General features: G+C 71.3%; 15 protein-coding genes and 1 pseudogene. 9 read left to right on the plus strand and 7 right to left on the minus strand.

The features are described 5' to 3' along the window. The first annotated feature begins 68 nt into the window (after positions 1 to 68). Together ACIRC0_RS01685 and ACIRC0_RS01690 are read left to right on the plus strand one after the other, a co-directional pair. Positions 69 to 3,734: a LamG-like jellyroll fold domain-containing protein gene (locus tag ACIRC0_RS01685; protein ID WP_403609821.1), complete on the plus strand. Its 3,666-nt coding sequence runs from the start codon at positions 69 to 71 to the stop codon at positions 3,732 to 3,734. A gap of 398 nt (positions 3,735 to 4,132) precedes the next feature. Further along, positions 4,133 to 4,828, plus strand: coding sequence for a hypothetical protein (locus tag ACIRC0_RS01690; protein ID WP_403609823.1), 696 nt, complete (start codon positions 4,133 to 4,135; stop codon positions 4,826 to 4,828). 68 nt (positions 4,829 to 4,896) lie between these two features. Here the strand turns inward: ACIRC0_RS01690 and ACIRC0_RS01695 are convergent. After that, positions 4,897 to 5,061: pseudogene (locus ACIRC0_RS01695) on the minus strand (LacI family transcriptional regulator); the annotation flags it as partial. A gap of 203 nt (positions 5,062 to 5,264) precedes the next feature. On the opposite strand from ACIRC0_RS01695, the gene ACIRC0_RS01700 reads away from it, so the two are divergent. The 5 genes from ACIRC0_RS01700 (at position 5,265) to ACIRC0_RS01720 (ending at position 17,015) form a co-directional block, all read left to right on the plus strand. Continuing rightward, on the plus strand, positions 5,265 to 5,465 hold the full coding sequence (locus tag ACIRC0_RS01700; protein ID WP_403609824.1) for a hypothetical protein: 201 nt from the start codon (positions 5,265 to 5,267) through the stop codon (positions 5,463 to 5,465). A 970-nt stretch (positions 5,466 to 6,435) separates the two neighbouring features. Further along, positions 6,436 to 10,209, plus strand: a complete 3,774-nt coding sequence (locus ACIRC0_RS01705; protein WP_403609826.1) for a S8 family serine peptidase — start codon at positions 6,436 to 6,438, stop codon at positions 10,207 to 10,209. A 106-nt stretch (positions 10,210 to 10,315) separates the two neighbouring features. Continuing rightward, on the plus strand, positions 10,316 to 11,320 hold the full coding sequence (locus tag ACIRC0_RS01710; protein ID WP_403609828.1) for a helix-turn-helix domain-containing protein: 1,005 nt from the start codon (positions 10,316 to 10,318) through the stop codon (positions 11,318 to 11,320). A gap of 415 nt (positions 11,321 to 11,735) precedes the next feature. Beyond that, entirely contained in the window at positions 11,736 to 15,260 is a 3,525-nt protein-coding gene (locus tag ACIRC0_RS01715) for a S8 family serine peptidase (protein WP_403609830.1), read from the plus strand. Positions 15,261 to 15,632: 372 nt separating this feature from the next. After that, positions 15,633 to 17,015, plus strand: a complete 1,383-nt coding sequence (locus ACIRC0_RS01720; RefSeq protein WP_403609832.1) for an MFS transporter — start codon at positions 15,633 to 15,635, stop codon at positions 17,013 to 17,015. 89 nt (positions 17,016 to 17,104) lie between these two features. Here the strand turns inward: ACIRC0_RS01720 and ACIRC0_RS01725 are convergent, their stop codons facing one another. The 4 genes from ACIRC0_RS01725 to lnt all read right to left on the minus strand — a co-directional run bounded on the left by ACIRC0_RS01725 (position 17,105) and on the right by lnt (position 22,089). Next, positions 17,105 to 19,024: a helix-turn-helix domain-containing protein gene (locus tag ACIRC0_RS01725; protein ID WP_403609835.1), complete on the minus strand. Its 1,920-nt coding sequence runs from the start codon at positions 19,022 to 19,024 to the stop codon at positions 17,105 to 17,107. Positions 19,025 to 19,092: 68 nt separating this feature from the next. Continuing rightward, entirely contained in the window at positions 19,093 to 19,881 is a 789-nt protein-coding gene (locus ACIRC0_RS01730; protein WP_403609837.1) for a 3-hydroxybutyrate dehydrogenase, read from the minus strand. 54 nt (positions 19,882 to 19,935) lie between these two features. Further along, positions 19,936 to 20,415: an NUDIX hydrolase gene (locus ACIRC0_RS01735; protein ID WP_403609839.1), complete on the minus strand. Its 480-nt coding sequence runs from the start codon at positions 20,413 to 20,415 to the stop codon at positions 19,936 to 19,938. A 9-nt stretch (positions 20,416 to 20,424) separates the two neighbouring features. Beyond that, positions 20,425 to 22,089, minus strand: a complete 1,665-nt coding sequence (lnt, locus tag ACIRC0_RS01740; RefSeq protein WP_403609841.1) for an apolipoprotein N-acyltransferase — start codon at positions 22,087 to 22,089, stop codon at positions 20,425 to 20,427. A gap of 222 nt (positions 22,090 to 22,311) precedes the next feature. On the opposite strand from lnt, the gene ACIRC0_RS01745 reads away from it, so the two are divergent. Then, complete coding sequence (locus ACIRC0_RS01745; RefSeq protein ID WP_403609844.1) at positions 22,312 to 23,361, plus strand: O-antigen ligase family protein; 1,050 nt, start codon at positions 22,312 to 22,314, stop codon at positions 23,359 to 23,361. Between the two features lie 122 nt (positions 23,362 to 23,483). On the opposite strand, the gene ACIRC0_RS01750 is transcribed toward ACIRC0_RS01745, so the two are convergent. Next, on the minus strand, positions 23,484 to 24,029 hold the full coding sequence (locus ACIRC0_RS01750) for a hypothetical protein (RefSeq protein ID WP_403609846.1): 546 nt from the start codon (positions 24,027 to 24,029) through the stop codon (positions 23,484 to 23,486). A 91-nt stretch (positions 24,030 to 24,120) separates the two neighbouring features. Continuing rightward, on the minus strand, positions 24,121 to 24,906 hold the full coding sequence (locus ACIRC0_RS01755) for a glutamate racemase (RefSeq protein ID WP_403609848.1): 786 nt from the start codon (positions 24,904 to 24,906) through the stop codon (positions 24,121 to 24,123). 56 nt (positions 24,907 to 24,962) lie between these two features. On the opposite strand from ACIRC0_RS01755, the gene ACIRC0_RS01760 reads away from it, so the two are divergent. Further along, the gene (locus ACIRC0_RS01760) at positions 24,963 to 26,138 is read left to right on the plus strand and encodes a glycosyltransferase (protein ID WP_403609851.1); all 1,176 of its coding nucleotides are present in this window, start codon (positions 24,963 to 24,965) and stop codon (positions 26,136 to 26,138) included. Positions 26,139 to 26,184 lie beyond the last annotated feature (46 nt).

The raw sequence follows: 26,184 nt of genomic DNA on the forward strand, positions 1-26,184 counted from the left end.
GGCTCCTTGACACATGCGAACGAACCGGTTCGACAGCCTGCTCACTCAAGGGATTGAGGACGCGATCGATGTCATCCGCTGACAGACCCGCCCGGCCACGCCGGGCCCCGGCCGCCGTGGCCCTGGCGCTCGGCGCGGGCCTGCTGACCTCGCCGGCCGCCACAGCACAGGCGGCGGACCCGCCCCAGCCCACTGCCCGCTACACCTTCGACCAGGACGACCTCGCCTCCGGAAAGATCGCCGACAGCTCCGGCAACGGGCTCACGGCGAGCCTGGTGAACGGCGCGACCGCCCAGTCCGTCGCGGGCGCGGACGGCGGCAAGGCTCTGGCCCTGCCCGGCGGGGCGCCCGACTCCCAGGGCGCGTACGTCCGTCTGCCCCGCGAAGTGCTCGGGGACGCGGCCGACCTGACGGTCTCCGCCCGCGTGAAGTGGAGCGGTGACGGCTCGTCCTGGCAAAGGATCTTCGACCTGGGGACCGACACCACGAAGTACCTGTTCACCACCCCGTCCAACAACGGCGGGGTGCTGCGCACCGCCGTGACCACCGGAGGCGGCGGCGCGGAGGCTCAGGTGAACGGCTACGCCGCGCTTCCCGCGGGCCAGTGGCGAACCGTCACCGTCACCCTCGACAGCTCCGCCCAGCGCGTCACCACCTACCTCGACGGCGTCGCGGTCTCCTCCGCCGCGACCGGCGTCAAGGCCAAGGACCTGCTGAACAGTTCCGCCACGGCCGCCGGTTACATCGGCAAGTCCTTCTACCCGGACCCGCTGTTCAAGGGCGCGATCGACGACTTCACCGTGTGGCACACCGCGCTCACCCCCGAGCAGGTGGCCGGCACGGTCGGGCACGTGCCCACCGTCCAGCAGCTCTCGCAGACGTCGTTCGAAGTCCGTACGACGACGGGGACCGCCCCGTCTCTCCCGGCCGCCGTCCGCTCCTCCTTCTCCGACGGCTACGACCGTGACACGCCGATCGCCTGGGACGCCGTACCGTCCGAGAAGTACGCCCGGCCGGGGACCTTCACGGTGGCGGGAACGGCGGCCGGCCGCGCGGTGAAGGCGACCGTCACCGTCGTCCGCGAGGGACAGCTGGATGTCGACCTCGGCTCGGACACCGGTGCCTTCCACGGCGGCGCCTCCGGCACCCTCTACGGCGTGTACGGGCCGGACGTCCCCACCAACAACCTCATCGAGGGCATGGGCCTGCGCACGGTGTCCACGAAGGCGCAGGACGGCCCGCAACACCCGGGTGCCGACGCGCTGGAGGTGGTCGGGCCGCTGGCCGACTCCACCGACGGCGACGTGTACATCTACATGACCGACATCCACCGCGGCTTCCCGTACGAGTGGCCGGGCGACACGCCCGAGGAGAAACTCAAGCTCTACGAGGAGAAGATCGCGAAGCAGGTCGACCAGGTCCTGCGGCTGCCGGCGAAGTACCAGGACAACATCGTCTTCGTGCCGTTCAACGAGCCCGAGGGCAACATGTTCGGCACCGGCCAGTGGAGCTACGACAAGGTCAGCTGGCTCAACGACCCGCACGACTACTTCGCCGCCTGGGACGAGGTCTACAGGCTCATCAAGGGGAAGATGCCGAAGGCCCGCATCGCCGGCCCCAACACCAGCGTTCTCTACGACCAGGTGAAGGGCTTCCTCACCCATACCCTGGCCGCCGGCACCCTCCCCGACGTCATCACCTGGCACGAGCTGAGCCACCCCGAGGCGGTGCGCGCCAACGTCGCCAAGTACCGGGCGTGGGAGAAGGAACTGTTCAAGGGCACCAGTCGTGAGGGCACCCGACTCCCGATCAACGTCAACGAGTACGCCTTCAACTACCACACCTCCGTACCGGGCGAGATGGTCCAGTGGGTTTCCGCGATCGAGGAGTCCAAGGTGGACGCCGACATCGCGTACTGGAACATCGACGGCAACCTCTCCGACTCCGCCGTGCAGGCGGGCCGCGGCAACGGCCAGTGGTGGCTGCTGCATTCCTACGCCTCGATGAGCGGACACACCCTGAAGGTGACCCCACCGTTCCCCGGCGAGAACTACACCATGCAGGGCGTCGCCACACTCGACAAGGACAAGCGGCAGGCGCGGCTGCTCTTCGGCGGATCCACCGGCAACGGCCACATCACCTTCAGCAATGTCCCGAAGACGGTCTTCGGGGACCGCGTGCACGCCTGGGTCCGGGAGATCGAGTGGAGCGGGCAGATCGGCGACTCTTCCGGCCCGAAGCTGCTCACGGAGAGGAACCTGAAGGTCGGTGACGACGGCAAGGTCGTCGTCGACTTCGGCGACGGCGGGCTGCCGAAGCTGAAGGAGTCCTCGGCGTACGAGATCGTCCTCAGTCCGGCCGGCGAGGCGAAGAGCACCCAGTCCCCGCCCGTGCGCTGGCAGGCGTCGTACGAGGCGGAGGGCGCCGCCCACACCGGGTCCGGCTACTCCAAGAACGGCCCGGAAGGCTCGCCGCGCGACGTGTCGAAGTTCTACACCTCCGGTGGCTACGACGTGGGCGGCCTGCGCACCGGCTCCGACGTCACGCTCGGCTTCACCGTGGACGTGCCCGAGGACGGCGCCTACGACCTGAGCGTCTTCGCCAACTCCCTCAACACCTTCGACAAGGTGAAGGAGCAGGGCCCCACCAACGTCTTCCTGCGCGTGGACGGCAAGGCGGACAGCGAGCAGGAGCTCTACCTGCCGCTCGGCTACAAGTGGGTGGTCTGGGACCACACCGACACCAAGATCCACCTCACCAGGGGCAAGCACACCCTCACGCTCGCCGCGAAGAGCCTCGACGGCAAGCGCGCCACCAAGGGCGACGCCATCGTCGACCGCCTCACCCTCTCCCTGCCCGCGTCTTCGGCCGCCACCCAGGTGTACGAGGGCGAACTGGCCTGGCTGGGCGGCGGGGCACGGCCCGTCTACGACCTGCCCGAACACGCCGGAACCCCCGCCACCGGCTCGGGCGCGGCCCGGCTTCCGCAAGGCGCGACGGCCACGTTCTGGGTCTACTCCCCCGCCGACCGGGAAGCCACCCTGAGCGTCGACACTCTCGGCGCCGCGAACGCCCGGCTCTCCGTCAACGGACATGAGGTCGCCCACGTGACCCGGGGCCACGGAAGCGTGGCGGTCTCCCTCTCGGGCGGCATCAACAAGGTGACGCTCACCGGCGGTTCGGCCGACACGCTCGTCGACCGCCTCACGGCCACGCCGACCGAGGGCACCCTCACGGCACGTACCTACGAGGCACAGGACGCCAGGCTCACGGGCTCCGCCACGCTCACCCCGCTCTCCCTGGCCACCGACGGCACGGCGATCACCGGCATCGGAGGCGATCCCGGCAACGGCAACACCGCGACCTTCACCGTCGACGCCGACCGGACCGGCCTCTACGCACTCCGCATCCGCTACTCCAACCCCGAACAGTCCGAAGCCACCCACTACAACCCCGACCCGCTCGCCCGGCACGCCGACATCACCGTCAATGGCGGCGACATGCGCCGCGTCAGCTTCCCCCACACCTTCCACCAGAACAACTTCTGGGAGCTGACCGTCCCGGTGCACCTCACGAAGGGACGGAACACGATCACCTTCCGCTCCGAGGAACTGCCGAACTTCGACGGCACCACCTACGCCTCGGACACCTTCCCCGGCATCCTGCTCCGCTCCCGCTACGCACCGCTGATCGACCGGATCACCATCGCGCCCTACGCACGGGAGCTCCGATGAGGTGATCACCACCGGCGGCCGGCGGGCACGGAGCGGTGCAGCGAGTCACCGCCCCGCTCCGGCCGGCCCGCCGGTGCCGCGAGCAGACGCCTGGGTCCGTCGCAGTGGACGGAACCAAGCGCTGTGCTGTGGAACGGTGAGACCGGCGGCTGCACTTCCCTCGCCGAGATCTGGCGTGAGCCATGGAACCTGCCCTATCGGGTAGTTCCCCCTGGGCCTGTGCCGGCGTCGCCTTGCGACACAGCGGGGTGCGCACTCGCCAGGGCTTCCACGGCTGCCGCGACCTCATGAGGGCTGGAGATCATGGTCAGGTGGCGGGCTCGGGGAACGAGGGTGGGCGGTGGTGCGTCGATGCGCCGCGCGGTCTCCTGCGGAGTCTGCCTGCTGAACACGTCGTCTTGCGCACCGAACACGACCGACTTGGGGATGCGGAGGGCGGCGAGACGGGCCACCTGGTCGGCGGGGAGGCCGGGCACGCCCTGGCCCAGATCTTCTCCAGGCTCTTCGCGTCGAGTTGCGCCGACTTCTCGGTGATCTTCGACCCCAGCGCCCCGGCCCGCTCGGCCATGACGTCCTGGACCCGGTTGTTGAACAGCGCGCCCATGATCGCGACACCGAAGGAGGAGCCGAGCGTACGGAACAGGGTGGTCGAGGACGACGCGACGCCCATGAAGACACCGGACGTGAATCGCGAGGTCCCGGTGTCCATCGTGGACATCGAGGAACTGATCCAGTGGGGCAAGCGGCAACCGCGCACCCTGGAGACGAAGCAGGAGATCATCCGCCGCAAAAGCGAGGCCCTGACCGAGGCGCTCCCGCTCTTCCGCTTCATGCAGGAGAACCAGGCGACGATGAAGGAACTGCGCAGCGGCGAGATGTTCCGCCAGCGCATGCTGGGCATGCGCGACATCCTCCTCGCCCCGGACGCCGCCCTGGTCGACCAGGTCCGCTGCGTCAGCCCGGTCTTCACGATCCACGCCGGCATGATCACCCTCGGCGACCTCCCGGGTACCGATGAGGAGAAGCGCAAGGCAGTCCTGGAGGTCGCGACCACCCTGGTCACCGAGGCACACCTGGGCAGGCACGCGTCCTAGAGGTGCCCTATGGCGGCCCTACCCCAGTCGGGTCCGCCTGACGATGTCTCAGCGAGCGGTGGCCGGGCTCACCCTGAGAAGGGTGCGGGAGAAACGTCCGGTGGCAGGTTGAACGGCGTGACCACCTGGATCGCCGACGGCAGGATCGGGCCGTCGTCCGGCAGTGCGTTGTGGGCGCGCATGATGGTCTGGCAGGCGCGGCGTACGTCCTGGCGCAAGTCGTGGTGGAGCACTTGGCCGCAGGCGTGGAACAGAACGTGCTGCTCTACGACAGTGAGCGGCTCCGCATCCTCGCTGCCTCCGCCGAGGGCCGTACTCCACGGCCACCGCACCCTGGCTGGACGATGCAAGCTGGGCATCCCCGGCGGACCAGAGCGCCGCCCTGGTCGACGCCGCCGGGCGGGCCACCCACCGCAACGGCTTCCTGGCCCTGGGCGTGCTCATCGAACGCACCGACGGCATCGAAGTCGGGGTCGCGGCCGGCCGCGCTGCGGCGCACTGGTTGACCCCCGACATCGATCAGTGGGGACACGGTTACGGCTGGACCGGGCAGGCCGTCGACGCCGGCACCCTGACCGTCGTGTCCCTGGTGCGCGGCACCCCTGGGAAGTGCGACTGGTGCACGTCGATGCCCTGACCGACGGCGTCGCGGCCCAAGACGTCAAGCTCCGCATGCCCGGGTGGCCGACCGTGGACGGTGACGGGCTGAACTCCACGGTGCAGCCACTGACACCGTCCCTGGCCACCGGCTCGCAGGAGCGCTCCGACGCGTCCCTCTTCGGCGACCCGTCCGTGGTTCCCTGGGCCGACTTCCCGGTCGAGCCGGGCCAGTGGTCGGTGGCCCTGGTCAGCCTTCAACGCCAGAACCGCCCGACGGGCGGGTCGTGTCGGCCACCGTGCTCAGCTCCCCGGTACCGGCCGTGGCCGTCACCTGGCCCGACGGGGCGACCACCACCGAGCTTCCCTGAGCGAAACCACACGCCTCCGCAGCCACTACGGCCGGCGGCTGGACCTGTGGGCCCAAAGCCAGGCCGCCGTGGAACGAGATCAAGCAATGAGCGAGTTTGCCAGGAGCTTGTGAATCCTCGGCGGATGGGCGTGATCACGTGGCCTCCGCAGCCTCCGCTCCACCCACGTCCGCCAAGCTCCCCCGTATCGTCGCCGCCAGCCTCATCGGCACCACCATCGAGTGGTCCTACAACTCAGAACGTCCGTGCCGCCGCCGACGGTGGCGATCTGGGCGGTGAACAGGGTGAAGCGCGCGGGCCACATCGCCAGGTGGGCATCCGCGGATACCGGACCGGCTGCCGTCGGTGAGGGTTCGACGACCCGGTGGCGACGCCGCCGGCCATGGGATCGCCGGCGCGATCCGGTCGCGAGGCACGTCGGCCGGTCCGAGGACCGGGCACGATTGCGGGCACCACACCGGGGAACGGCCGCCGTCCGCTGTCCCGTGTGCACATCGCGGCCGTTCGGCCGCCGCGTGATGTCGCCGTTGCGACATGTCTCATCTGTGCCAGCCGCATCGGCTGACACGCCATGCCGTGCCAGCCGATTCTGTCCCGCGCATGAACACCACACCCCGCACGAGGGAAGGCCCGACACTGATGAGACGAATCCGCCTTCTGGCGGCGATATCGGCGGGCTTCGCGCTCGCTGCCGGCGCCATGGCGCCCCAGTCCGCCGGCGCAAGTGACCTGCGTGAGGCAGCCGTTGGGAGCGCGCCGACCGGCGGTGCGGCGACAGTGCGGTTGATCACGGGTGACAGCGTGACCGTCACCAAGGCCGCGGACGGCCGGCAGATCGCCTCCGTCTCCCCAGGGGCCGGCCGACGGGGCATCGTCTTCCGGACCTTCGAGGAGGACGGGCACCTGACGGTGCTTCCGTCCGACGCGAGGGCCCTGGTCGCCGCGGGCCGCCTCGACCGGCAACTGTTCGACGTGACCGCGCTGGTCGCGCAGAAGTACGACAAGGCTCACACCGACTCGCTGCCGCTCATCGTGGCGGGCTCCGGCAAGGTGGCGGCATCGGCCCTACGCGACCTGGCCGCCCTCGCAGCCGACGGCTCGCCCGTGCGCAGGCTCGACAGCATCGCCGCCCGGGCGATGCGCGTGCCCGGCTCCGACCTCGGCCGTTTCTGGCAGCAACTGGCGCCCGACGACGGGCGGATGAAGGCGGCCGAGGTCGCCGCCACGCCCCGGGTGTGGTTGGACGGCCGGGTGGACGCCAGCCTCGACCGCAGCACGGCCCAGATCGGTGCGCCGGACGTGTGGCAGGCCGGTTACCGCGGCGACGGCGTGAAGGTCGCCATCCTCGACACCGGAGCGGACCAGACCCATCCCGACCTGGCCGGGCGCATCGCCGAGGCCAAGGACTTCTCCGGCAGTTCAGGTACCGGGGACGTCTTCGGGCACGGCACCCATGTCGCCTCCATCGTCGGCGGCAGCGGTGCCGCGGCCGGCGGCAAGTACAAGGGGGTGGCGCCCGCCGCGCAGTTGCTGGTCGGCAAGGTCCTCGGCGACGACGGCTACGGCAGCGAGTCCCAGGTGATCGCCGGCATGGAGTGGGCCGCGTCGCAGGGTGCCAAGGTCGTCAACATGAGCCTCGGCTCCGAGGAGGCCACAGACGGCACCGATCCCATGAGCCAGGCGGTGAACGAAATCAGCCGGAGCACCGGCACCCTGTTCGTCGTGGCAGCGGGCAACAGCGGGGAGGAAGGGGCGAGCACCGTCGGCTCCCCCGGTGCGGCCGACGCCGCCCTGACGGTGGGGGCCGTCGACCGGGACGACTCGCTCGCCCCGTTCTCGAGCCGCGGGCCACGCCTCGGGGACGACGCGGCAAAGCCCGATGTGACCGCACCCGGTGTCGGGATCGTCGCGGCCCGCGCGGCCGGAACAACGATGGGCTCTCCGGTGGACGAGCACTACATCGCCGCCTCCGGCACCTCCATGGCGACCCCGCACGTGGCGGGCGCCGCCGCCCTGCTGGCGCAGCGACACCCCGACTGGACCGGGACGCAGTTGAAGGACGCGCTGATCAGTACGGCCCGCACCGTGTCCGGCCAGCAGGTCACGGAACAGGGCGGCGGCCGGATCGACGTGCGCACCGCGGCTCTGGGCTCGGTCACCGCCACCGGCACCCTCGCCCTCGGCCCGTTCTCGACCAACTCCGGTGCCCCTGCCCCGTCCTCGCTGCGGTACACGAACACGTCCGACAAGGACCTCACCCTCACACTCGCCGTCGAGCTGGCCACCGTCGGCGGCCGCGCTCCCGGTGAGGGCGCGGTGCGGCTCGGCTCCGACTCGGTACGTGTGCCGGCCGGAGCTACGGCCGAGGTCCCGCTGGCCGTCGACCCGGCTCGTGCCGGGCAGGGCAAGTTCTACGGCTACGTGACCGCCGCGTCCGCCGACGGGAACACCACCGTGCACACCACGCTCAGCCTCGTGGTGCACGGGCCCGTCCACCGCATCACCGTGGAGACGTACGACAAGACCGGCAAGCGCGTCCCGGCCCTGCCGACCATCTGGGGACCCGACGGCTTCGTGGGCTACACGAGCACCGACCCGGCCGTGGCCGAGGTCGAGGAGGGCACCTACCAGGTGGACAACACCTGGCTGGACACGTCGGCCGATGGTCAGGAACTGCGCGATGTGGTGCTGCCCGAGGTGAAGGTCACCAAGGACATGACCGTCACCCTGGACGCCCGCAAGACGGTTCCGGTGCAGATCCGCACGCCCCGCCCCGCGGAACAGCGCGGTGTCCTCAGCTACCAGACGTACCGGGAGATCGACGGCCACAGCCTGACCCAGGGCACCATGTACTTCGACGTCGCCAAGCGGCTGTACGTCAGCCCCACGGCGCGCGTCACCGAGGGCACCTTCGAGTTCGCCTCCCGCTGGCAGCTCGTCGCTCCGCTCCTCCGGGCGAAGGTGACGGGCAGCGACCTCGACCTGAACGCCTACTACATGCCCGCCTCGCCGCTCTTCTCCGACCGCGGGGCCACCCTGACCGCGGTCGACGCAGGGAACGCCGCCACCGCCGACTTCAGCCACGCCCGCGGCCGGCTCGCGGTCGTGAACGACCCGACCGGCGCGAACGAGAATGACCTCGTCGAGCGGGCGGCTGCGGCCGGTGTACGCGCCGTGATGCTCGTCCACTTCAGCGACATCGGGTGGACCCGCTGGGACCCGCAGGGCGAGCGCTGGGCCGTGCCGACCGTGCGGATCGGCTCGCGCGCGGGAGCCGACCTCCTGGCGCGGATCGCCCGCCGCTCCACCTCGGTCACGTTCTCGGGCACCGCCCGCAGCCCCTACCTGTACGACGTGATGCAGGTGTCCGCGCAGCAGATCCCCCAGCATGTCGTGTACACCGTCTCCGAGCGGAACAGCGCGGTCGTACGGAGCACGTACACGGACAACGGCGGTGCCGGCTGGGCGAGCGAGCAGCGCTTCGGCCGACGGCCGTACCAGAACACGGCCTGGCTGCAGTACACCCGGTTCGTCCCGACCGGCTTCACGCGTACCGAGTACGTCAGTGCCGGGGACACCACGTGGCAGCACCTCGTGCACCACACGACGACGTTCGACGTCGACATGCCGCTCGCCGCCGGGATGCGTGACACCCCGCGGACGTACCGGGCTGGAGCACAGCCGGCCGAGACCTGGCAGGGTGCCGTCGTGCGGCCGTCCATCCCGATCGGCACCACCACCCCGACGGTGCGCGAGGGCAACGTGCTGCGGCTGAGGATTCCCGAGTTCACGGACTCGCAGTCCGGACATTGGTCGCGGGCCGAGCAAGGCGACGGCGGCGGAATCGGCGTGTCCGGCGTGAACCAGGGCGGCGACGCCACGAGCGCCGTTCTCTACCGCGACGGCCGAAAGCTCACCGAGACGGACAGCGCCTGGACGGACGTGGAGGTGCCCGCCGATGCGGCGCGGTACCGACTGGAGCTGACGACGTCGCGGAACGTGCCGGACTGGAAGTACGGCGTCGCCACCGCCACGTCCTGGTCCTTCGCGTCGGCCCGGACGGACACGGCCACGCCGTTGTCGCTTCTCCAGCTCGACTATCAGGTGCCGGTCGACGCGCACAACACACTGCGTGCCGGGCGTACCCACACCATCGGCGTCCACGTCCGCACCCAGGACGGGCTCTCCGCCGCGCGTGGGGTGACCATCCGTGTCGAGGCCTCCTACGACGACGGGCGCACCTGGCGCACGGCCGAGGTGGCCGACCGCGGCCACAACGCCTTCCAGGCCAGGGTCGCCGGGCCGTCGCAGGCGGCCGCCGTCGCCTGGGTGACCCTGCGCGTCACGGCTCGCGACGCCGCCGGGAACACGGTGCGTCAGACGGTGCAGCGCGCCTACGCCGTGCAGCGTTAGGTGCAACTGCCTGGGGGCGTGCGGCCTACCGTGCGCCCCCTTGCTCCACCCCTCTCATGTAGTACGGTATTCAACTGTCGGCGCAGAGAATCCGGGGAGGCCGTTCGTGGTGCTGGAGGTCGCCGGCGTCTCGCACGAGGAGGAGGCCGTCTACCGACTGCTCGTCACGTCCGGCCGGGCCACCACGGAGGACCTGGCCCTGCGTGCCGGTCTGCCCCACGCGGACGTCGCGCGGATTCTCGGCTCACTGGCCTCCAAGGGCCTGGCAAGCCATACCGACGGCACACCCCGGGTGTTCCGGGCGGCTCCCCCGGACGTGGCACTGCTGCCCCGGCTCAAACGCAGCGCCGACGCGCTGGAGCTGGCCCAATTCGAGGCCGCCCGTCTGATCGAGTCCTACCGGGACACGATGCGCAGGCACGACGCCGGCCAGTTGCTCGAGGTCATCACCGGGGCGGAGGCCCTGCGTCAGCACCTGAGGCAGATCCAGGCCGGCGTGCAGCACGAGATGCTCTGGTTCTGCAAGGCCCAGTACGTGGCCATGCCGTCGGGCAGCAACGCCGAGGAGTTCCATGCGCTGGCCCGGGGCGTACGCTACCGGGTGCTGTACGAGAAGGCGTTCTTCGACGACGAAGGAGCCGTGGACAACGTGGTCGCGGGCGTGCGGGCCGGGGAGGTCGCCCGGGCCGTGCCGCACCTGCCGCTGCGCCTGGCGATCGCCGACGGCTCCGTCGCCATCTTCCCCCTCGTGGCAGGTGGGCCGCACGGCAGCCCGGAGGAGCCCACCACCGCACTCGTCAGGGACAGCAATCTGCTCGCGGCCCTGATCGCTCTGTTCGAGCGCTACTGGGAGGACGCCGTCCCCCTGAACGTGGACGGCGCCGGCGCCATCTCGGGGACGGACGGAGCCGGGCCGTCCGATGCGCTCTCCCCCATCGACCGCAAGCTGTTGTCCCTGCTGGTGGCCGGAGTCGCCGACAAGGCGATCGCCTCCCAGATGCAGCTGAGCCGGCGGACCGTCCAGCGCCGGATCCAGGCCATGATGGAGCGCGCCGGAGCGGCGACCCGGATGCAACTCGCCTGGCAGGCCGCACGCCACGGATGGCTGTGAGCCGGACCGCCTGCCCGGAGGACGTCGCTGCTCGGCAGCAGTGAGGCAGGTACCGGCGTACGGCTCCGGAGAGTGGCCGCGACGGCTTCAGCGACCGCCGCCTGCCCATGTGAAGTTGACACAGGTGCGCCATGACACAGGTGCGCCATCCAAACCCATTGCTGGAGAGGGAGGGGGCCTCCATGATCCAAGCCACCTCCCGTTTCTTCCATCGTCTTGGGGGTTCTCCTTGCCCAACAAGCCCGTTCCCGGACCGGGGTTGCAGGCCCTCACCGTGGTCGCAGCCCTGTGTCTCGGGACCGTACCGGCCGTAGCCGCCGCGCCCGCGGACCCTGCCATGTCCGTTCATGCCGGAACCACACAGCGGTCACCGGGCGGCGACATACACACCGTTACGCTGATCACCGGTGACAAGGTGACCATCGGTACCACCGCCGACGGCACCGTGGTCCGGTCCTTCGAACCCGCGAACGGCACGACTTCAGGCTTTCACCGCGCCGTCATGGACGGAGCGACGTACGTGTATCCGGACGCCGTCCTGCCCTACGTCAGTGCCGGAAGGCTGGACAAGCAGTTGTTCAACGTGACCGGGCTCATCGCCGACGGCTACGACGACGCTCATGCCTCCCGGCTGCCGCTCATCGTGAACTACACCGACGCAGCCGCCAGGTCCCGGACCCGGCCGCAGGTGGCCGGTTCGAGCGTCGTCCGCCGGCTGGACAGCATCCAGGGTGCCGCCCTCGCGCAGAACCGTGAGCAGGCTCCGACGTTCTGGTCCGCACTGACCCGTGCTTCCGGCGCGACTGCCCGCTCGGCGGCGACGACGGCGTTCGCGGGCGGCATCGCCAAGGTCTGGCTCGACGCCAAGGTGAAGGCCGACCTGGCCGACTCGACCGCCCAGATCGGCGCGCAACAGGTCTGGGCGGAAGGGAACACCGGCAAGGGTGTGAAGGTCGCGCTGCTCGACACCGGCGTGGACGCCGAACACCCGGATCTGGCCGGGCAGATCGACACCAGCACCAGCTTCGTCCCCTACGAGGAGGACGTCGCCGACTACAACGGTCACGGCACCCACGTGGCCTCGACCATCGCGGGGACCGGCAGCGCCTCCGACGGCAAGGAGCGAGGCGTCGCCCCCGGCGCCCGGCTGGCCATAGGCAAGGTGCTGGACTCCGAAGGCAGGGGCCAGGAGTCCTGGATCATCGCGGGCATGGAATGGGCCGCCCAAGACCAGCACGCCAAGATCATCAGCATGAGCCTGGGCGGCGGCGGCGACGCCACCGACCCCATGAGCCAGACCGTCGACCGGCTCAGCCACGACACCGGCGCGCTGTTCGTCGTCGCGGCGGGCAACGGCGGCCCGCACGCCATCAGCAGCCCGGGCGCCGCGGACGCCGCGCTGACCGTCGGTGCCGTGGACGCCAAGGACCAGCTGGCCGACTTCTCCAGCCAGGGCCCCCGTGACGGCGACGCCGGGCTGAAGCCCGAACTCACCGCACCCGGCGTCGACATCGTCGCCGCCCGCTCGCACTACAAGCGAGGTTCCGGCTACTACACCACGATGAGCGGCACATCGATGGCCACGCCGCACGTCGCGGGTGCCGCCGCGCTGCTGGCCTGCGAGCACCCCGACTGGACCGGCACGCAGCTGAAGGAGGCACTGGTCAGCAGCGTCAAGGCGACCCCGTCGTACACGCCGTACCAGGCAGGCGCCGGACGGCTGGACGCGTCAGCGGCGGTACACGCCACGGTCCTCGCCACCGCGAGCGCCTACTCCGGTTTCCACACCTGGCCTCAGAAGCCAGGAGGGACCCACGTCCAGAAAGTGACGTACACCAACGTCGGTGACGCCCCGGTCAGCCTCGCCCTGGCGGTCGACGGCACCGTCCCGGCGGGGCTGTTCACCCTCTCCGACGACCGGATCACCGTTCCCGCGCACGGCACCACCTCGCTGGACCTGACCGCGCACCTGGACCGTCTTCCGGCCGACCAACCCGTCAGTGCCATGGTCACCGGTACGGACAGCGACGGTAAAGTGCGGGCCCGGACCCTGATCGGCGGCGCCAGGGAGGGTCAGCGGCAGAACCTGACCGTCGTCGCGAAGGACCGGTCGGGCCGGCCGCTGGCCGGCAGGGTCGTCCTCACCGCTGAGCGCCTCTTCACGGTCCTGGACCTCGACGAGTCCGGCACCGGCACAGTACGGCTCCCGGTCGGCGACTACAGCGGATGGCTCACCGCCGACGTGCAGGGGGCAGGCGGGCCGCACTCACGGGGCATGGCGCTGCTCGCCTTCAACGACGTGCAGCTGAACCAGGACCGCACGGTCACCCTGGACGGTCGCAAGACCCGGCAGATCCTGGCACACGTACCGAAGCAGACCACCGCTGTCGCACCGCGCCTGGACGTCCACCGGTCGTTCACCGACAGCCTGGTCGAGACCTCCATGCTGCCCGACGAGTCCTACGACAGCATCTGGGCGCTGCCGACCGGCAAGAAGGTCACCGCCGGCGAGTTCGAGTTCGGTGCCCGCTTCCGCCTCGAGCAGCCCGCGCTGACCGTGGGCACGGCGTCGAAGAACTATGCCGACCCGCTGGTCAAACGCGCGGCCGAGCCGCTGCCGGCCGGCACCCGGACGCTCACCGCGGTCTACGCCGGCGAGGGCACCGCACAGCAGCTCGCCCGCCAGGACGTGCACGGCAAGGCCGTGGTGGTCGAGGGCAGCGACACCGCCAGGATCAAGGCACAGGCGGAGGCCGCCGCGGCCTCGGGCGCCCAGATGCTCCTGGTCGTCAACGAAGGCACCGGCCGACTGAAGCCCTGGGACGAGACTCCCTGGAGCCCCGAGAGCCCGGCCCCGCTGACAGTGGCGACCCTCGATGCCGACCAGGGCGCCGACCTGATCGGGGCGCTCCGGCAAGGATCCGTCAGGCTGAGGGTCACCTCGCACCCCACCACCGACTACCTCTACGACGTGGTGCACCACTGGTCCGGCGCAGTCCCGGCGGACCCGACCTGGCGGGAGGAGCGCAAGGGACTCGGCAAGGTGAACGTCTCGTTCCGCAACTACCGGCCGGGCAAGGCGGCGGAGTTCCGCTCCGACGTCTGGCGGGGCTGGGCCGTCGGCAACCAGCTCACCGCTCCCGCCCAGGGCGAGCGGACCGACTGGGTCACCTCCGGCGCCACCTGGCTGGACGACGCCTTCATCCAGGGCGAGACCGGACAGCACTCCATCAACGTCCTCCACTACCCGGCGCGGAGGTCCGGCAAGGTCAGCTGGTTCGGGCCGATCCAACGACCCCGGATGGGCCCGATGGGCTACCAACCGGTGCGCTACCTCGACACCATGTACATCACCGCTCCCGGCTGGGGCGACTCCGGGGGCGGACACGTGGGCGAGGCCAACGCCAACTTCGACGTCAAGGACTGGATGGCTCTCTACCAGGGTGACCAGCAGCTCGACTGGGGCAACGCCGAGTGGCTGCAGGTCCCCGCACTCGCCCCGGGACGGCTGCCCTACCGGCTGACGGTCGACGACGACCGGGGAACCTGGGCAGATCCGTACTCCACGCACACCCTGACCGAGTGGGACTTCACCTCCGGGGCCACCGGGACCGAGTCGACCGAGCCCCTTCCGCTGATCCAACTCGACTACGGTGTGGACACCGACACAGCCGGCCGAGCCGATCGGCGTGCCGAGCTGACGGTGACCGCCTCGCACCTGCCCGGCACCACCGCCGCCATCGGGAAGCCCGCCCTGGAGGTCTCCTACGACGACGGCAGAACCTGGCACACGAGCGACCTGACCCGCACCGGTGACGGATGGCGGACCGACCTGAGCGCCCCGGAATCGGCGGTCTTCGCCACCCTCCGGGTCACCGCCCGGGACAAGGCCGGGAACTCCGTCTCCCAGACGATCACCCGGGCCTTCGGACTGCGCTGACATCTCCTCCGGGTGACCAACCGGGCGGGGCTCAGTCGGCAGCCCCGTCCGGCCTCTCGGGGGACGCCCGCCTACCGCGCAGCCCAGCACCCGATCTGCGACACACGCCGGACTTCTCCCAGCGCAGTCAGGACCAAGTCAGCACGGGAGTCGGCACCACACTGTCACATCACCCCGAACTACGCGTCCCGGACGGCACTCGCTTCGACCACCTTCGAGCCCCTCAACCGCCCTTCTGTAAAGCCGGCATGGTGGCCGCACGCATAGCCCGCCCCAGAACTATGTTGCCCCGCCACATGTGCGCCTGACCTGCAAGTTTCTACGGTGTGCCGACACGTACCCGTCCCCACCGCACACGAGGAAGTGGCGCACATGGCCTCCGCAGCATCCGCTCCCCCAACACCCGCCAAGCTCCCCAGGATCGTCGCCGCGAGCCTCATCGGCACCACCATCGAGTGGTACGACTTCTTCCTCTACGGGTCCGCCGCCGCGCTCGTCTTCAACAAGCTCTTCTTCCCCGAGTCCGACCCGCTCGTCGGCACGCTCCTGTCGTTCCTGACCTATGCGGTCGGGTTCGCCGCCCGGCCGCTCGGGGCCCTGGTGTTCGGGCACTACGGCGACCGGCTCGGGCGCAAGAAGCTGCTGGTGCTCAGTCTGCTGCTGATGGGCGGGGCGACCTTCGCCATCGGGCTGCTGCCCACGCACGCCACCGTCGGCGCCGCCGCGCCCGTGCTGCTCACCACGCTGCGTCTGGTGCAGGGCTTCGCGCTCGGCGGCGAGTGGGGCGGCGCCGTTCTGCTCGTGTCGGAGCACGGCGACGCCCGGCGGCGGGGCTTCTGGGCCTCCTGGCCCCAGACCGGCGCGCCGGCCGGGCAGTTGCTCGCCACAGGTGTGCTGTCGTTGCTGACCGCCGTGCTCTCGGACGACGCGTTCGGCTCCTGGGGCTGGCGCATTCCGTTCCTCCTGTCCGGGGTACTGGTGATCGTCGGTTTGTGGATTCGTCTCTCCGTCGATGAATCGCCCGTGTTCCAGCAGGCGCTGGCTCAGGCCGAGGCCCGTAAGGCGGCCTCCGACGGCGGTGCGGAGAAGTTGCCACTGGTGTCCGTGCTGCGTCACCACTGGCGGGACATACTGGTCGCGATGGGCGCCCGCATGGCGGAGAACATCAGCTACTACGTGATCACCGCCTTCATCCTCGTCTACGCCACCACGTCGGCCGGCGTCTCCAAGCAGACGGCGCTCAACGCCGTCCTCATCGGCTCCGCCGTGCACTTCGCCGTCATCCCGGCCTGGGGCGCGCTCTCGGACCGGATCGGCCGTCGGCCCGTGTATCTGCTGGGCGCGGCCGGGGTCGGCCTGTGGATGTTCCCGTTCTTCTCGCTCATCGACACCGGCGGCTTCGGGAACCTGATCATCGCCGTGACCGTCGGTCTCGTGCTGCACGGGGCGATGTACGCGCCCCAGGCGGCCTTCTTCTCCGAGATGTTCGCGACCCGCATGCGCTACTCGGGCGCGTCCATCGGTGCCCAGTTCGCCTCGGTGGCGGCCGGCGCTCCGGCCCCGCTCATCGCGACCGCGCTGCTGTCCGACTACGGCAGTTCCACGCCGATCGCCCTGTACGTGATCGCCGCTGCCGTCCTGACCCTGATCGCGGTCGGTGCCGCCAAGGAGACACGCGATCGCGACCTCGCCCGGATCGAGTCCGCGGACACCGAGCCCTCAGGGGCGCCGGCCGCGGATGCGCGTACCGTCTGAGTCCGAGACTTCCCGGCCGGCCCCGTGCGTTCACGCGTGCGGGGCCGCTGCGCGTCGTACCAGCGGCGTACCAAGTGAGCCGCTCAGCGTCAGGGGCGGGCCGACAACCGGTGCAATCGAAGAGCCAGTTGTATCTCCAGGGCGCGAGCGGGGCTCTGCCAGTCGTCGCCGAGGAGCCGGCCCACCCGCTCCAGGCGCTGCGCCACCGTGTTCACATGGACGTGCAGTTCGTCCTTGGTGCGGGCCGGGCTCATCCCGCAGGCGAAGTACGCGTCGAGGGTGCGGACGAGGTCGGTGCCGCGCCGTTCGTCGTAGGCGACGACCTCGCCGATGGTGCGCTCGACATAGCCGGCGATGTCCCGGTCCCCGGCGAGCAGCAGTCCCAGGAAGCCGAAGTCCTCGGCGGCGGCCCCGTCTCCGGCGCGGCCCAGCAGGCGAAGGGCGTCGAGGCAGCGCTGTCCCTCCGCGTAGGCGGCGGCCACGGCGTCGGGGTGGCCGGCGAGGTCCTCGACGGGTGCGGAGGCGCCGACGGTGACCGGTTCGTGGACCGCGGTGCCGAGGTGCCGGGCGGTGCGGCGGGCCAGGTCCGTCGCCGTGTCGCCCGTCTCGAGCGGGAGCAGCAGCACCGTACCGCCGTCGCGGGCGGCGGCGAGTCCGTGCCGTGTGGCCGCCAGGTGGGACGCGGCGGACCACAGGCGGCGGCGTGCGGCCGCTTCCTGGTCGGCGTCGGCGTCGGCGCCGTCCAGGCGGGCGGCGAGCACCACATGGGTGGCGTCGAGGTCCGCGTGCAGCCGGGCGGCGCGCTCGCGCAGCACGCGCGGATCGCGGTCGCGGGCATCGAGCAGGTCGTCCAGCAGCTCGCCCCGGACGCGCTGTTCGGCCTCGACGGCCGAGCGGCGGGCGAGCAGCAGCAGGGAGGTGACCATGGCCGCGCGCTCGAGGGTGCGCTGGTCGACGGGGTCGAGCCCCGGATGGCCGCGCAGCACCAGTGCGCCGAGCAGTTCGCCCCCGCCGGTCACCGCGGCGATCCAGTCGTCCCCGTGCCGTACGGCGTGGCCCTCGGCACGGGACGCCTCCAGGGCTGAGGCGGGCGCCGCGTCCGCCTCGGTGAACTCGACCGTGCCGTCCAGGACCTGGGACACCGCCGCCGCCACGTCGTGGACGCCGCCACCGCGCAGGACGAGTTCGGCGAGTCGGTCGTGGACGTCCGAGGCGCGCTCGATGACGGCGCTCCGGTCGCGGATGATCTCGTTGGCACGGGCGAGCCGGTCCAGGGCCGAACGTGTCTCGGTGAGGAGGTTGGCGGTGTCGATGGCGGCGGCGGCCAGCGCCGCGAACGAACCGAGGAGCGCGATCTCCTCCCGCTCGAAGACCCGGGCCCGCCGGTCGGCGGCGAACAGCACTCCGATGACCTGGGCGCCGATCATCAGCGGCACGCCGAGGATCGCCACGAGCCCCTCGTCACGCACGCCCGTGTCGATCGTCCGGGTGTGCTGGAAGCGGTCGTCCTCGAAGTAGTCGGGCGTCACATAGGGGCGGGCGGTCTGGGCGACGAGGCCGCCGAGCCCCTCCCCCATGCCGAGCCTGAGCTGCTGGAAGCGGGCGGCGACCGACCCCTCGGTGACCCTCATATAGGTGTCGCCCGCGGCCTCGTCGTGGAGGGTGAGATAGGCGACGTCGGTGCTCAGCAGGGAGCGGGCGCGCTGGACGATCGCCTGCAGGACGGCGTCGAGATCGCGCAGCCCGGCCAGGTCGTGGGCGGTCTCGAAGAGCGCGGACAGCTCCGCCTCGCGGCGGCGTCTGCCTTCCATCTCGGCGCGCACGTGCAGCGCGAGCCGCTTGGCCTGCTCGAGCGCGCGGATGCGCTCGGGCGGCAGGCCCTCGGCGCGGGCGAGCAGCACCGGCTGCTCGTAGGCGTCGGCCGACGCGCCACGGGCCAGGAGCTCCAGGAAGGGCGCCTCGGCGCCGGTGCCGGGGCGCTGCGCGGACTGTACGTGATCGCGGGACATGCCCCCAGAATGGCCCACGACCGGCCCGGACCCATCGGGCCTGTGGACAACTTCCGACATGTCCCTGCTCAGTGTGCGGTCCAGCCGCCGTCCAGGACCAGCGACGTGCCGGTGATGAAGGACGCCTGCGGGCTGCACAGATAGGCCACCGCCTCGGCGACCTCCTCCGGTTCGATCAGCCGTTTGACGGCGCTGTCCTGGAGCAGCACCTCGGACAGCACGCGTTCCTCGGGGATTCCGTGCGCCCGTGCCTGGTCGGCGAGCTGCTTCTCCACGAGGGGGGTGCGCACGTACGCCGGGTTCACACAGTTCGAGGTGACGCCGTGCGGGGCGCCTTCCAGGGCGGCGGTCTTCGAGAGCCCTTCCAGCCCGTGCTTGGCGGAGACGTACGCCGCCTTGTAGGCGGAGGCGCGCAGCCCGTGGACCGAGGAGATGTTGACGATACGGCCCCAGCCCTGCCCGTACATGTGGGGCAGCGCTCCGCGGATGAGCCGGAACGGGGCTTCCAGCATCACCGTCAGGACGGTGTGGAACACGTCGGGCGGGAACTCCTCGAGCGGCCGAACCAGTTGGATTCCGGCGTTGTTGACGAGGATGTCGGTGCCGGCGGCGGCGTGTTCGGCAGCGTCCAGGTCGGTGAGGTCCAGGACGTGTGGTTCGACGGTGCCCGCGAGGTCGCGGGCCGCGCCGGCGAGGGCGTCGAGGCCCGCGGCGTCCCGGTCGACCGCTCTCACCTTGGCCCCGGCGGCGGCCAGCCGCAGCGCGCAGGCGCGGCCGATACCGCCGGCGGCGCCGGTGACGAGGGCGGTTCGTCCGCCGAGATCGACTGAGGTGGTGTGGGGGTGGGGCACGGTCATGTGCCGACCCTAAGCAGTGCCGGTGCCCCACCCCATATGGTCACCACCCATACTTCATAGTGGATTCGTGGGGTCGAACCATGTGGGTGCATCCGACAGGGCCTGCTTGATCCGCATCAGGCCGTACTCGTTCAGCTCCGGCAGAGAGTCCACCGGGAACCAGCCGACCTCCAGGGACTCGTCGTCGTTCACACGCGCTTCGCCCCCTACGGCCCGGCAGCGGAACGTGATGTCCATGTACTGGCAGGTGTCGCCGTTGCCGTAGGTCACCGGAGCCAGGGCCTGCACGAGGACCACGCGTTCGGCCACGCACCGCACCGCCGTCTCCTCGTAGACCTCGCGCACGGCGCAGGCCGCGGGCTGCTCCCCCGGCTCCGGGATGCCGCCGATCGCCGACCACCGGCCGGTGTCGGCCCGGCGCCCCAGCAGCACTCTGCCGTCGTCGTCGAAGACGATGGCGGTGACGCCGGGGAGCCAGAGCAGCTGATGACCGGCCAAGGCCCGGATGGTCCGGATGAAGTCGGGAGTAGCCATGGGCCGACCCTAGCGGGTCGGTTCCGCCACTCCCGCGTCTTCAGGACGGACGGCCTGGACGTGACGGTCGCGGCGGCCGCGTGCCGCCGACGCCGCCGCCCATCCGAGGCCGCCGGCCGCGACGAGCACCAGGAGCATCTCGGGGAGGGTGCCGAGCCGGGTGGCGGGGGTCGTGTAGGAGCGCAGCGGCACCTTCTGGACGAGCGAGTCGGCGACGAACATGCCCGTGCGCTGGGTGATCCTCCCGTCGGGGAGGATGATGGCGCTGACGCCGCTGGTCACCGGGACGGTGACGGTACGGCTGTGCTCCACCGCCCGCACACGGGACATGGCGAGCTGCTGGTAGGTCATCTCGCTGCGGTCGAAGGTCGCGTTGTTGCTGGGCACCGAGATCAGCTGGGCGCCGTCGGTGACGGTCGAGCGCACCGTCCAGTCGAAGGCTGCCTCGTAGCAGGTGACCAGCCCCACCTTGGCGCCCGCCATGGTGAACACACCGGGCTTGTCTCCCCGGCTGAAGTCCTGGCGGACCATCGCCGTCCAGTCGGGGTTGACGGCGTTCAGCAACGAGCGCAGCGGAAGGTACTCGCCGAACGGCTGCACCTGCCGCTTGTCGTAGGTGTCGACGGGGCCCTTGGCCGGGTCCCACAGGATCTGCTCGTTGTAGAGCCTGCCGCCCCGCTCGACGACGCCGCCGACCGAGATGGGCACCCCGATCGCCTTCGCGGCGCGATCGATCACGGCCGCGGCGTCGGGGTTGGCGAAGGGGTCGACGTCGGAGGAGTTCTCGGGCCACAGTACGAAGTCGGGCCGCGCGACCTTGCCCGCCTTGACCTCGGTGGCCAGACGCTCGGTCTCCCGCGCGTGGTAGTCCAGGACGGCGCGTCGCTGGGCGTTGAACTCGAGTCCGGAGCGCGGCACGTTGCCCTGGACGACGGCCACGGTCGCGGTCCCGTCCTGCGCCTTGTCGCTGACCAGGGAGCGCGCGGCGACAGCGCCCACCACGGGAGCGGCGACGCTGATCAGGGCCGCGACGGCCGCCCCGCGCCGCAGCGCGTTTCCGGTGCGCCGCCACTCCACGACGAGCCGCACGATCTCGTGGAGCCCGAAGCCGCACAGGACGACCGCGAAGCCGAGCACCGGGGTGCCGCCGACCGCGGCGAGCGGCAGGAAGACGCCGTCCGCCTGACCGAAGGCGATCTTCCCCCAGGGAAAGCCGCCGAACGGCACGCGCGCGCGTGCCGCCTCTCCGGCGATCCACACGGCCGCCGCCCACACCGGCCAGGCGGGCAGCCGGGAGACCAGCGCGATGCCCGCGCCGACCAGCGCGATGAAGATCGCCTCCACCGCGACGAGCGCGAGCCACGGTCCGGAGCCGACCTCTACACCGGTCCACACGAGCAGTGGCAGCAGAAAGCCGAGGCCGAACAGATAGCCGAGGCCGAGACCCGCCTTCCAGGTACGGCCGCGCACGGCCCAGCCGAAGACGGCGAACGCCGGAAGTGCCAGCCACCACAGTGTCCGGGGCGGAAAACTGACGTAGAGCAGCACGCCGGACAGCGACGCGGCGGCGGCCGGAACGACACGCCGCACCCGGCGGACGCCACGGGCGGGTGCTGGCGCGGCCGCGGGTTCGAGCTGTTCCGGCTCGCCCACGGATGTTGCGGTGACGGTCACCCGGGGAGTCTACGGCGCGCGACCACGGCGCGGACAGCGCGGGCCGTGCCCGCCCCATGGGCGGTCCGCCCCTTGTGCCCGGACATGGGCCGCCCCCTGCTGCATCGTTTCTGCACAACCCGTCCACAAACCGGCGCATCCCCCGATACGGTGTGCCGGAGCTCTGCACCACGGCCGGACGGGGCGGCCGGGACGGTCGGGTCCGTCACAGGGGGGGCGGCGGTGGGATCCACGGGGACGAAGTCCGAGGCCAGGGCCGCGGACACGGAGGACGAGAGACGGAACGCCTCGGACACGGCGGGCGTCCTGGTGCTGGGCGCGTGCGCGGTGTGGTCGCTGATCACGGCCGCCGCACACGGCGGCAGGCCCGAGGGCGTCCTGCTCGCTGTGCTCGCGGTCGCCGCGGGATACGCGTCCGGACGTATCTTCGGGGCGCTGCTCCCGGTCGCGGCACCCGTCGCGGGCGCCCTGGCCGGTGTCGGACTCGCCGTGGCCGCCCCGCACGTCGCGGTGGGCCCGCAGTTCGCCGTGCCGCTCGGGCGCACCGGCGGGACCGCAGCGCTGCTGACGCTCTCCTCGGGGGCGGCGTGCTGCGCCGCGTGGGCCGCCCGGGCCCCCGCGGCACGGCTGGCGCTGCGTCTGTCGGCCGCCGGGATCGCGGTGGTCGCGGCGGCGATCGGTTCCACGACCGGGCTCGTGACCTGCACCGGTGTGCTGCTGTGCTCGCTCGCCGCCGACCGGACCCGGCACCGCGCCCCTGCACTCGCCGCTCTCGGGCTCGTGGCGGCCCTGGTGACCGGCCTGAGCTGGGGGATCACCGAGGACCTCCTCCCCGAGGGACTCAGGTCGTTCCTGACCGACCAGCTCACCCGGCACCGGGTCCTGCTCTGGCACGACGCGCTGGCGCTGGCGCATCGGGACCCCGGCCTGGGCGTGGGCCCCGGACGCTTCGGGGATCTGAGCGTCACGGCCGCGCAGTCCCTCCTGCCCGACGGCAAACCGCACTCCGCGCCCTTTCAGCAGGCCGCCGAGGAGGGGCTGCTCGGCGCGGCCCTGCTCGCGGCGGTCTTCTGCTGGGTGCTGTACGCACTGTGGCGCACCCGGCGCCCCACCCCGCTCGCGCTCACGGCGGGCGCCGCGCTGACGGCGCTGGCGGTGATCGCGTCGCTCGGCAACGCGCTGAGCTTCACGACGGTGACGGCGGGAGCGGGACTTCTGGCCGGGATCGCGACCGCGCGTCCGCTGGGGGACGGGGAGCCGCCGAACCGATGAAGAGGAGGCCGGCCACTGACACCGCCGGCCCAAGAAGAGGCCGGGCCGGTAATTCGAGTAATACGCAATACGAGTAATGCGAGTAATGCGATGCGAGTAATAGAGGAGAAGGAAGCCTGCAGTCAGTGCGTGGCGCCGGGAAGCGTCGGATGCAGCCGGGCGCGGATGATCCGTACCGCCGTCTCGGCGTTGTCCACGGTGATCGTGAAGGTGTGACCGTCCCACAGGCGCAGGACGAGACCCTCCCCACGCCGTACGACGACGGCGGTGCCCTTCTCCGGTCGCCAGCGGTAGCCCCAGCCGCCCCACTGGCGTGGTGTGACGCGGGGCACGAATTCGGCACCGGCGACGTGGGCGAGGGGGATGCGGCGGCGCGGCACACCGATGTGGCCGCAGCGCACCTCGAGGCATTCCTTGTCGACCTTCACGGCGACGTGCACGAACGCGAGCGTGCCGAAGAGGACCAGCAGGCCGGCCGCGATACAGCCCACGACCGACATGACGAGCGGGGCGACGCCGGACGTCCAGGCGGAGTCGACGGCCAGTTCGATACCGAGCGCCATGCAGGCCGCACCGACGAGCGCCGCCAGCCACTGCGCCCGATTGGTCGCCCGCCCTGTCCAGATGTCGGGGTGCGGGGCTTCGTCACCGTGGGGGTGGTCCCTCATGCCACGAGAGTACCCATGTTCCGTAACGGGGGCACCGCATCGTGCAGCATCACCGGTTCGGGCCAGGAGCCGGTTCTGTCGCCCGCGTCGCTCACCGCGCCGGGCTGACCGCCTGCAGGAACCTGCCCTCGGGGTACGTCAGCGCCTCGGCCGGCAGTACGCCCTCCCGACCACTCAGCAGGACCGTCAGACCGCCCTCGGCGGGAGCCTCCGGCGCCGGACCCTCACCGATGCGGCGCAGCGCCTGCGCGACCACCGCCCCGGCGCTTCCGTGCAGCATGAGCGGCGCCGCGCCGGGCTTCTGCACGGCTTCGCGGATGCGGTCGGCGACCAGTTCGTAGTTGGTGCAGCCGAGCACGACGGTCGTGACGTCGTCCGGGGTGAGCGCCGCGGCGGCGGCGATCGCCGCCTCGGTCGCGGATTCGTCCGCATGGTGCACGGCGTCCGCGAGTCCGGGGCACGGCACCTCGGTGACCGTCACGCCGTCCGCGAACTCCTGGATCAGCCCCCGCTGGTAGGGGCTGCCCGTGGTCGCGGGCGTGGCCCAGATCGCGACGGGTCCGCCCCCTGCGGCGGCCGGCTTGATCGCCGGGACCGTGCCGATGATCGGCAGGTCCGGTTCGAAACGGGCACGCATCTGCGGCAGCGAGTGCACGGACGCGGTGTTGCAGGCGACGATCAGGACATCGGGGCCATGGGCGGCGGCGGCCTCCGCGACGGCCAGTGCCCGCTCCGTGATGTCCTCCGGTGTGCGCGGCCCCCACGGCATCCCGTCGGGGTCCCAGGAGAGGACGAGGTCCGCGTCTGGCCGCAGACGGCGTACCGCGGCGGCGGCCGGCAGCAGTCCGATTCCGGAGTCCATGAGCGCGATCTTCACCCGGCAACCATAGACGATGCGCCCAACGGACCCCGTGGTGGGGCAGACTGCCACGGGTGAGTGCCGTTGTGTGGATCGCCGTCGCGTCACTGGCAGCCTGGGTGTGGCTGCTGCTTTGCCAGGGCTTCTTCTGGCGTACGGATGTGCGGTTGCCGCCGCGCCGGAACCCGGAGCAGTGGCCGTCCGTCTGTGTGGTCGTACCGGCGCGGGACGAGGCCGCCGTACTCCCGCACAGTCTCCCCTCGTTGCTCGCGCAGGACTATCCCGGGCGCGCCGAGATCTTCCTGATCGATGACGGCAGTTCCGACGGCACCGGGGAGCTGGCCCGCGAGCTGGCGGAGCGGCACGGTGGGCTGCCGCTCACCGTGGGCTCCCCCGGCGAGCCTCCTGCGGGCTGGACGGGCAAGCTGTGGGCCGTGCGCCATGGAATCGGACTGGCACGCGCGCGTGCGCCCGAGTACCTGCTCCTGACGGACGCCGACATCGCCCACGCGCCCGACAGCCTGCGGGAGTTGGTGGCGGCCGCGCGCACCGGCGGCTTCGACCTCGTCTCCCAGATGGCGCGGCTGCGGGTGGACAGCGTGTGGGAGAGGCTCGTCGTGCCCGCCTTCGTGTACTTCTTCTCGCAGCTGTATCCCTTCCGCCGGATCGCGGTGAAGGGGTCGCGGACGGCGGCCGCGGCGGGCGGCTGCGTGCTGCTGCGGGCCGACGCCGCCGAGCGGGCGCGGATTCCGGACGCCATCCGGCAGGCCGTCATCGACGACGTGGCGCTTGCTCGCGCGGTCAAGAGGAGCGGCGGCCACATCTGGCTGGGGCTTGCCGACCGGGTCGACAGCGTGCGCCCGTACCCGCGGCTGCACGACCTGTGGCGGATGGTCTCGCGCAGTGCCTACGCCCAGCTCAGGCACAATCCGCTGCTGCTCCTCGGTACGGTGCTCGGACTCATCCTGGTCTACCTGGTGCCGTCCGTAGCGCTGGTCGCCGGGATCGTCACCGGCGATGTGGCGGCCGTGGTGGTGGGCGGGCTCGCGAAGGCGGTGATGACGGCGACGTACGTGCCCATGCTGCGCTACTACCGTCAGCCGCTGTGGCTCGCTCCGCTGCTGTCGGTCAGCGCTTTCCTCTACCTGCTGATGACGGTCGATTCGGCGGTGCAGCACTACCGGGGGCGTGGCGCGGCATGGAAGGGCCGCACGTACGCGCGCCCGGACGCGGTGCTGGACGAGCGGTGAGCGGGCCGGAGGCGACGGCGACGGCGACGGCGACGGCGACGGCGGA

The sequence above is a fragment of the Streptomyces sp. NPDC093984 genome (assembly GCF_044764595.1).
Classification (GTDB): domain Bacteria; phylum Actinomycetota; class Actinomycetes; order Streptomycetales; family Streptomycetaceae; genus Streptomyces; species Streptomyces cynarae.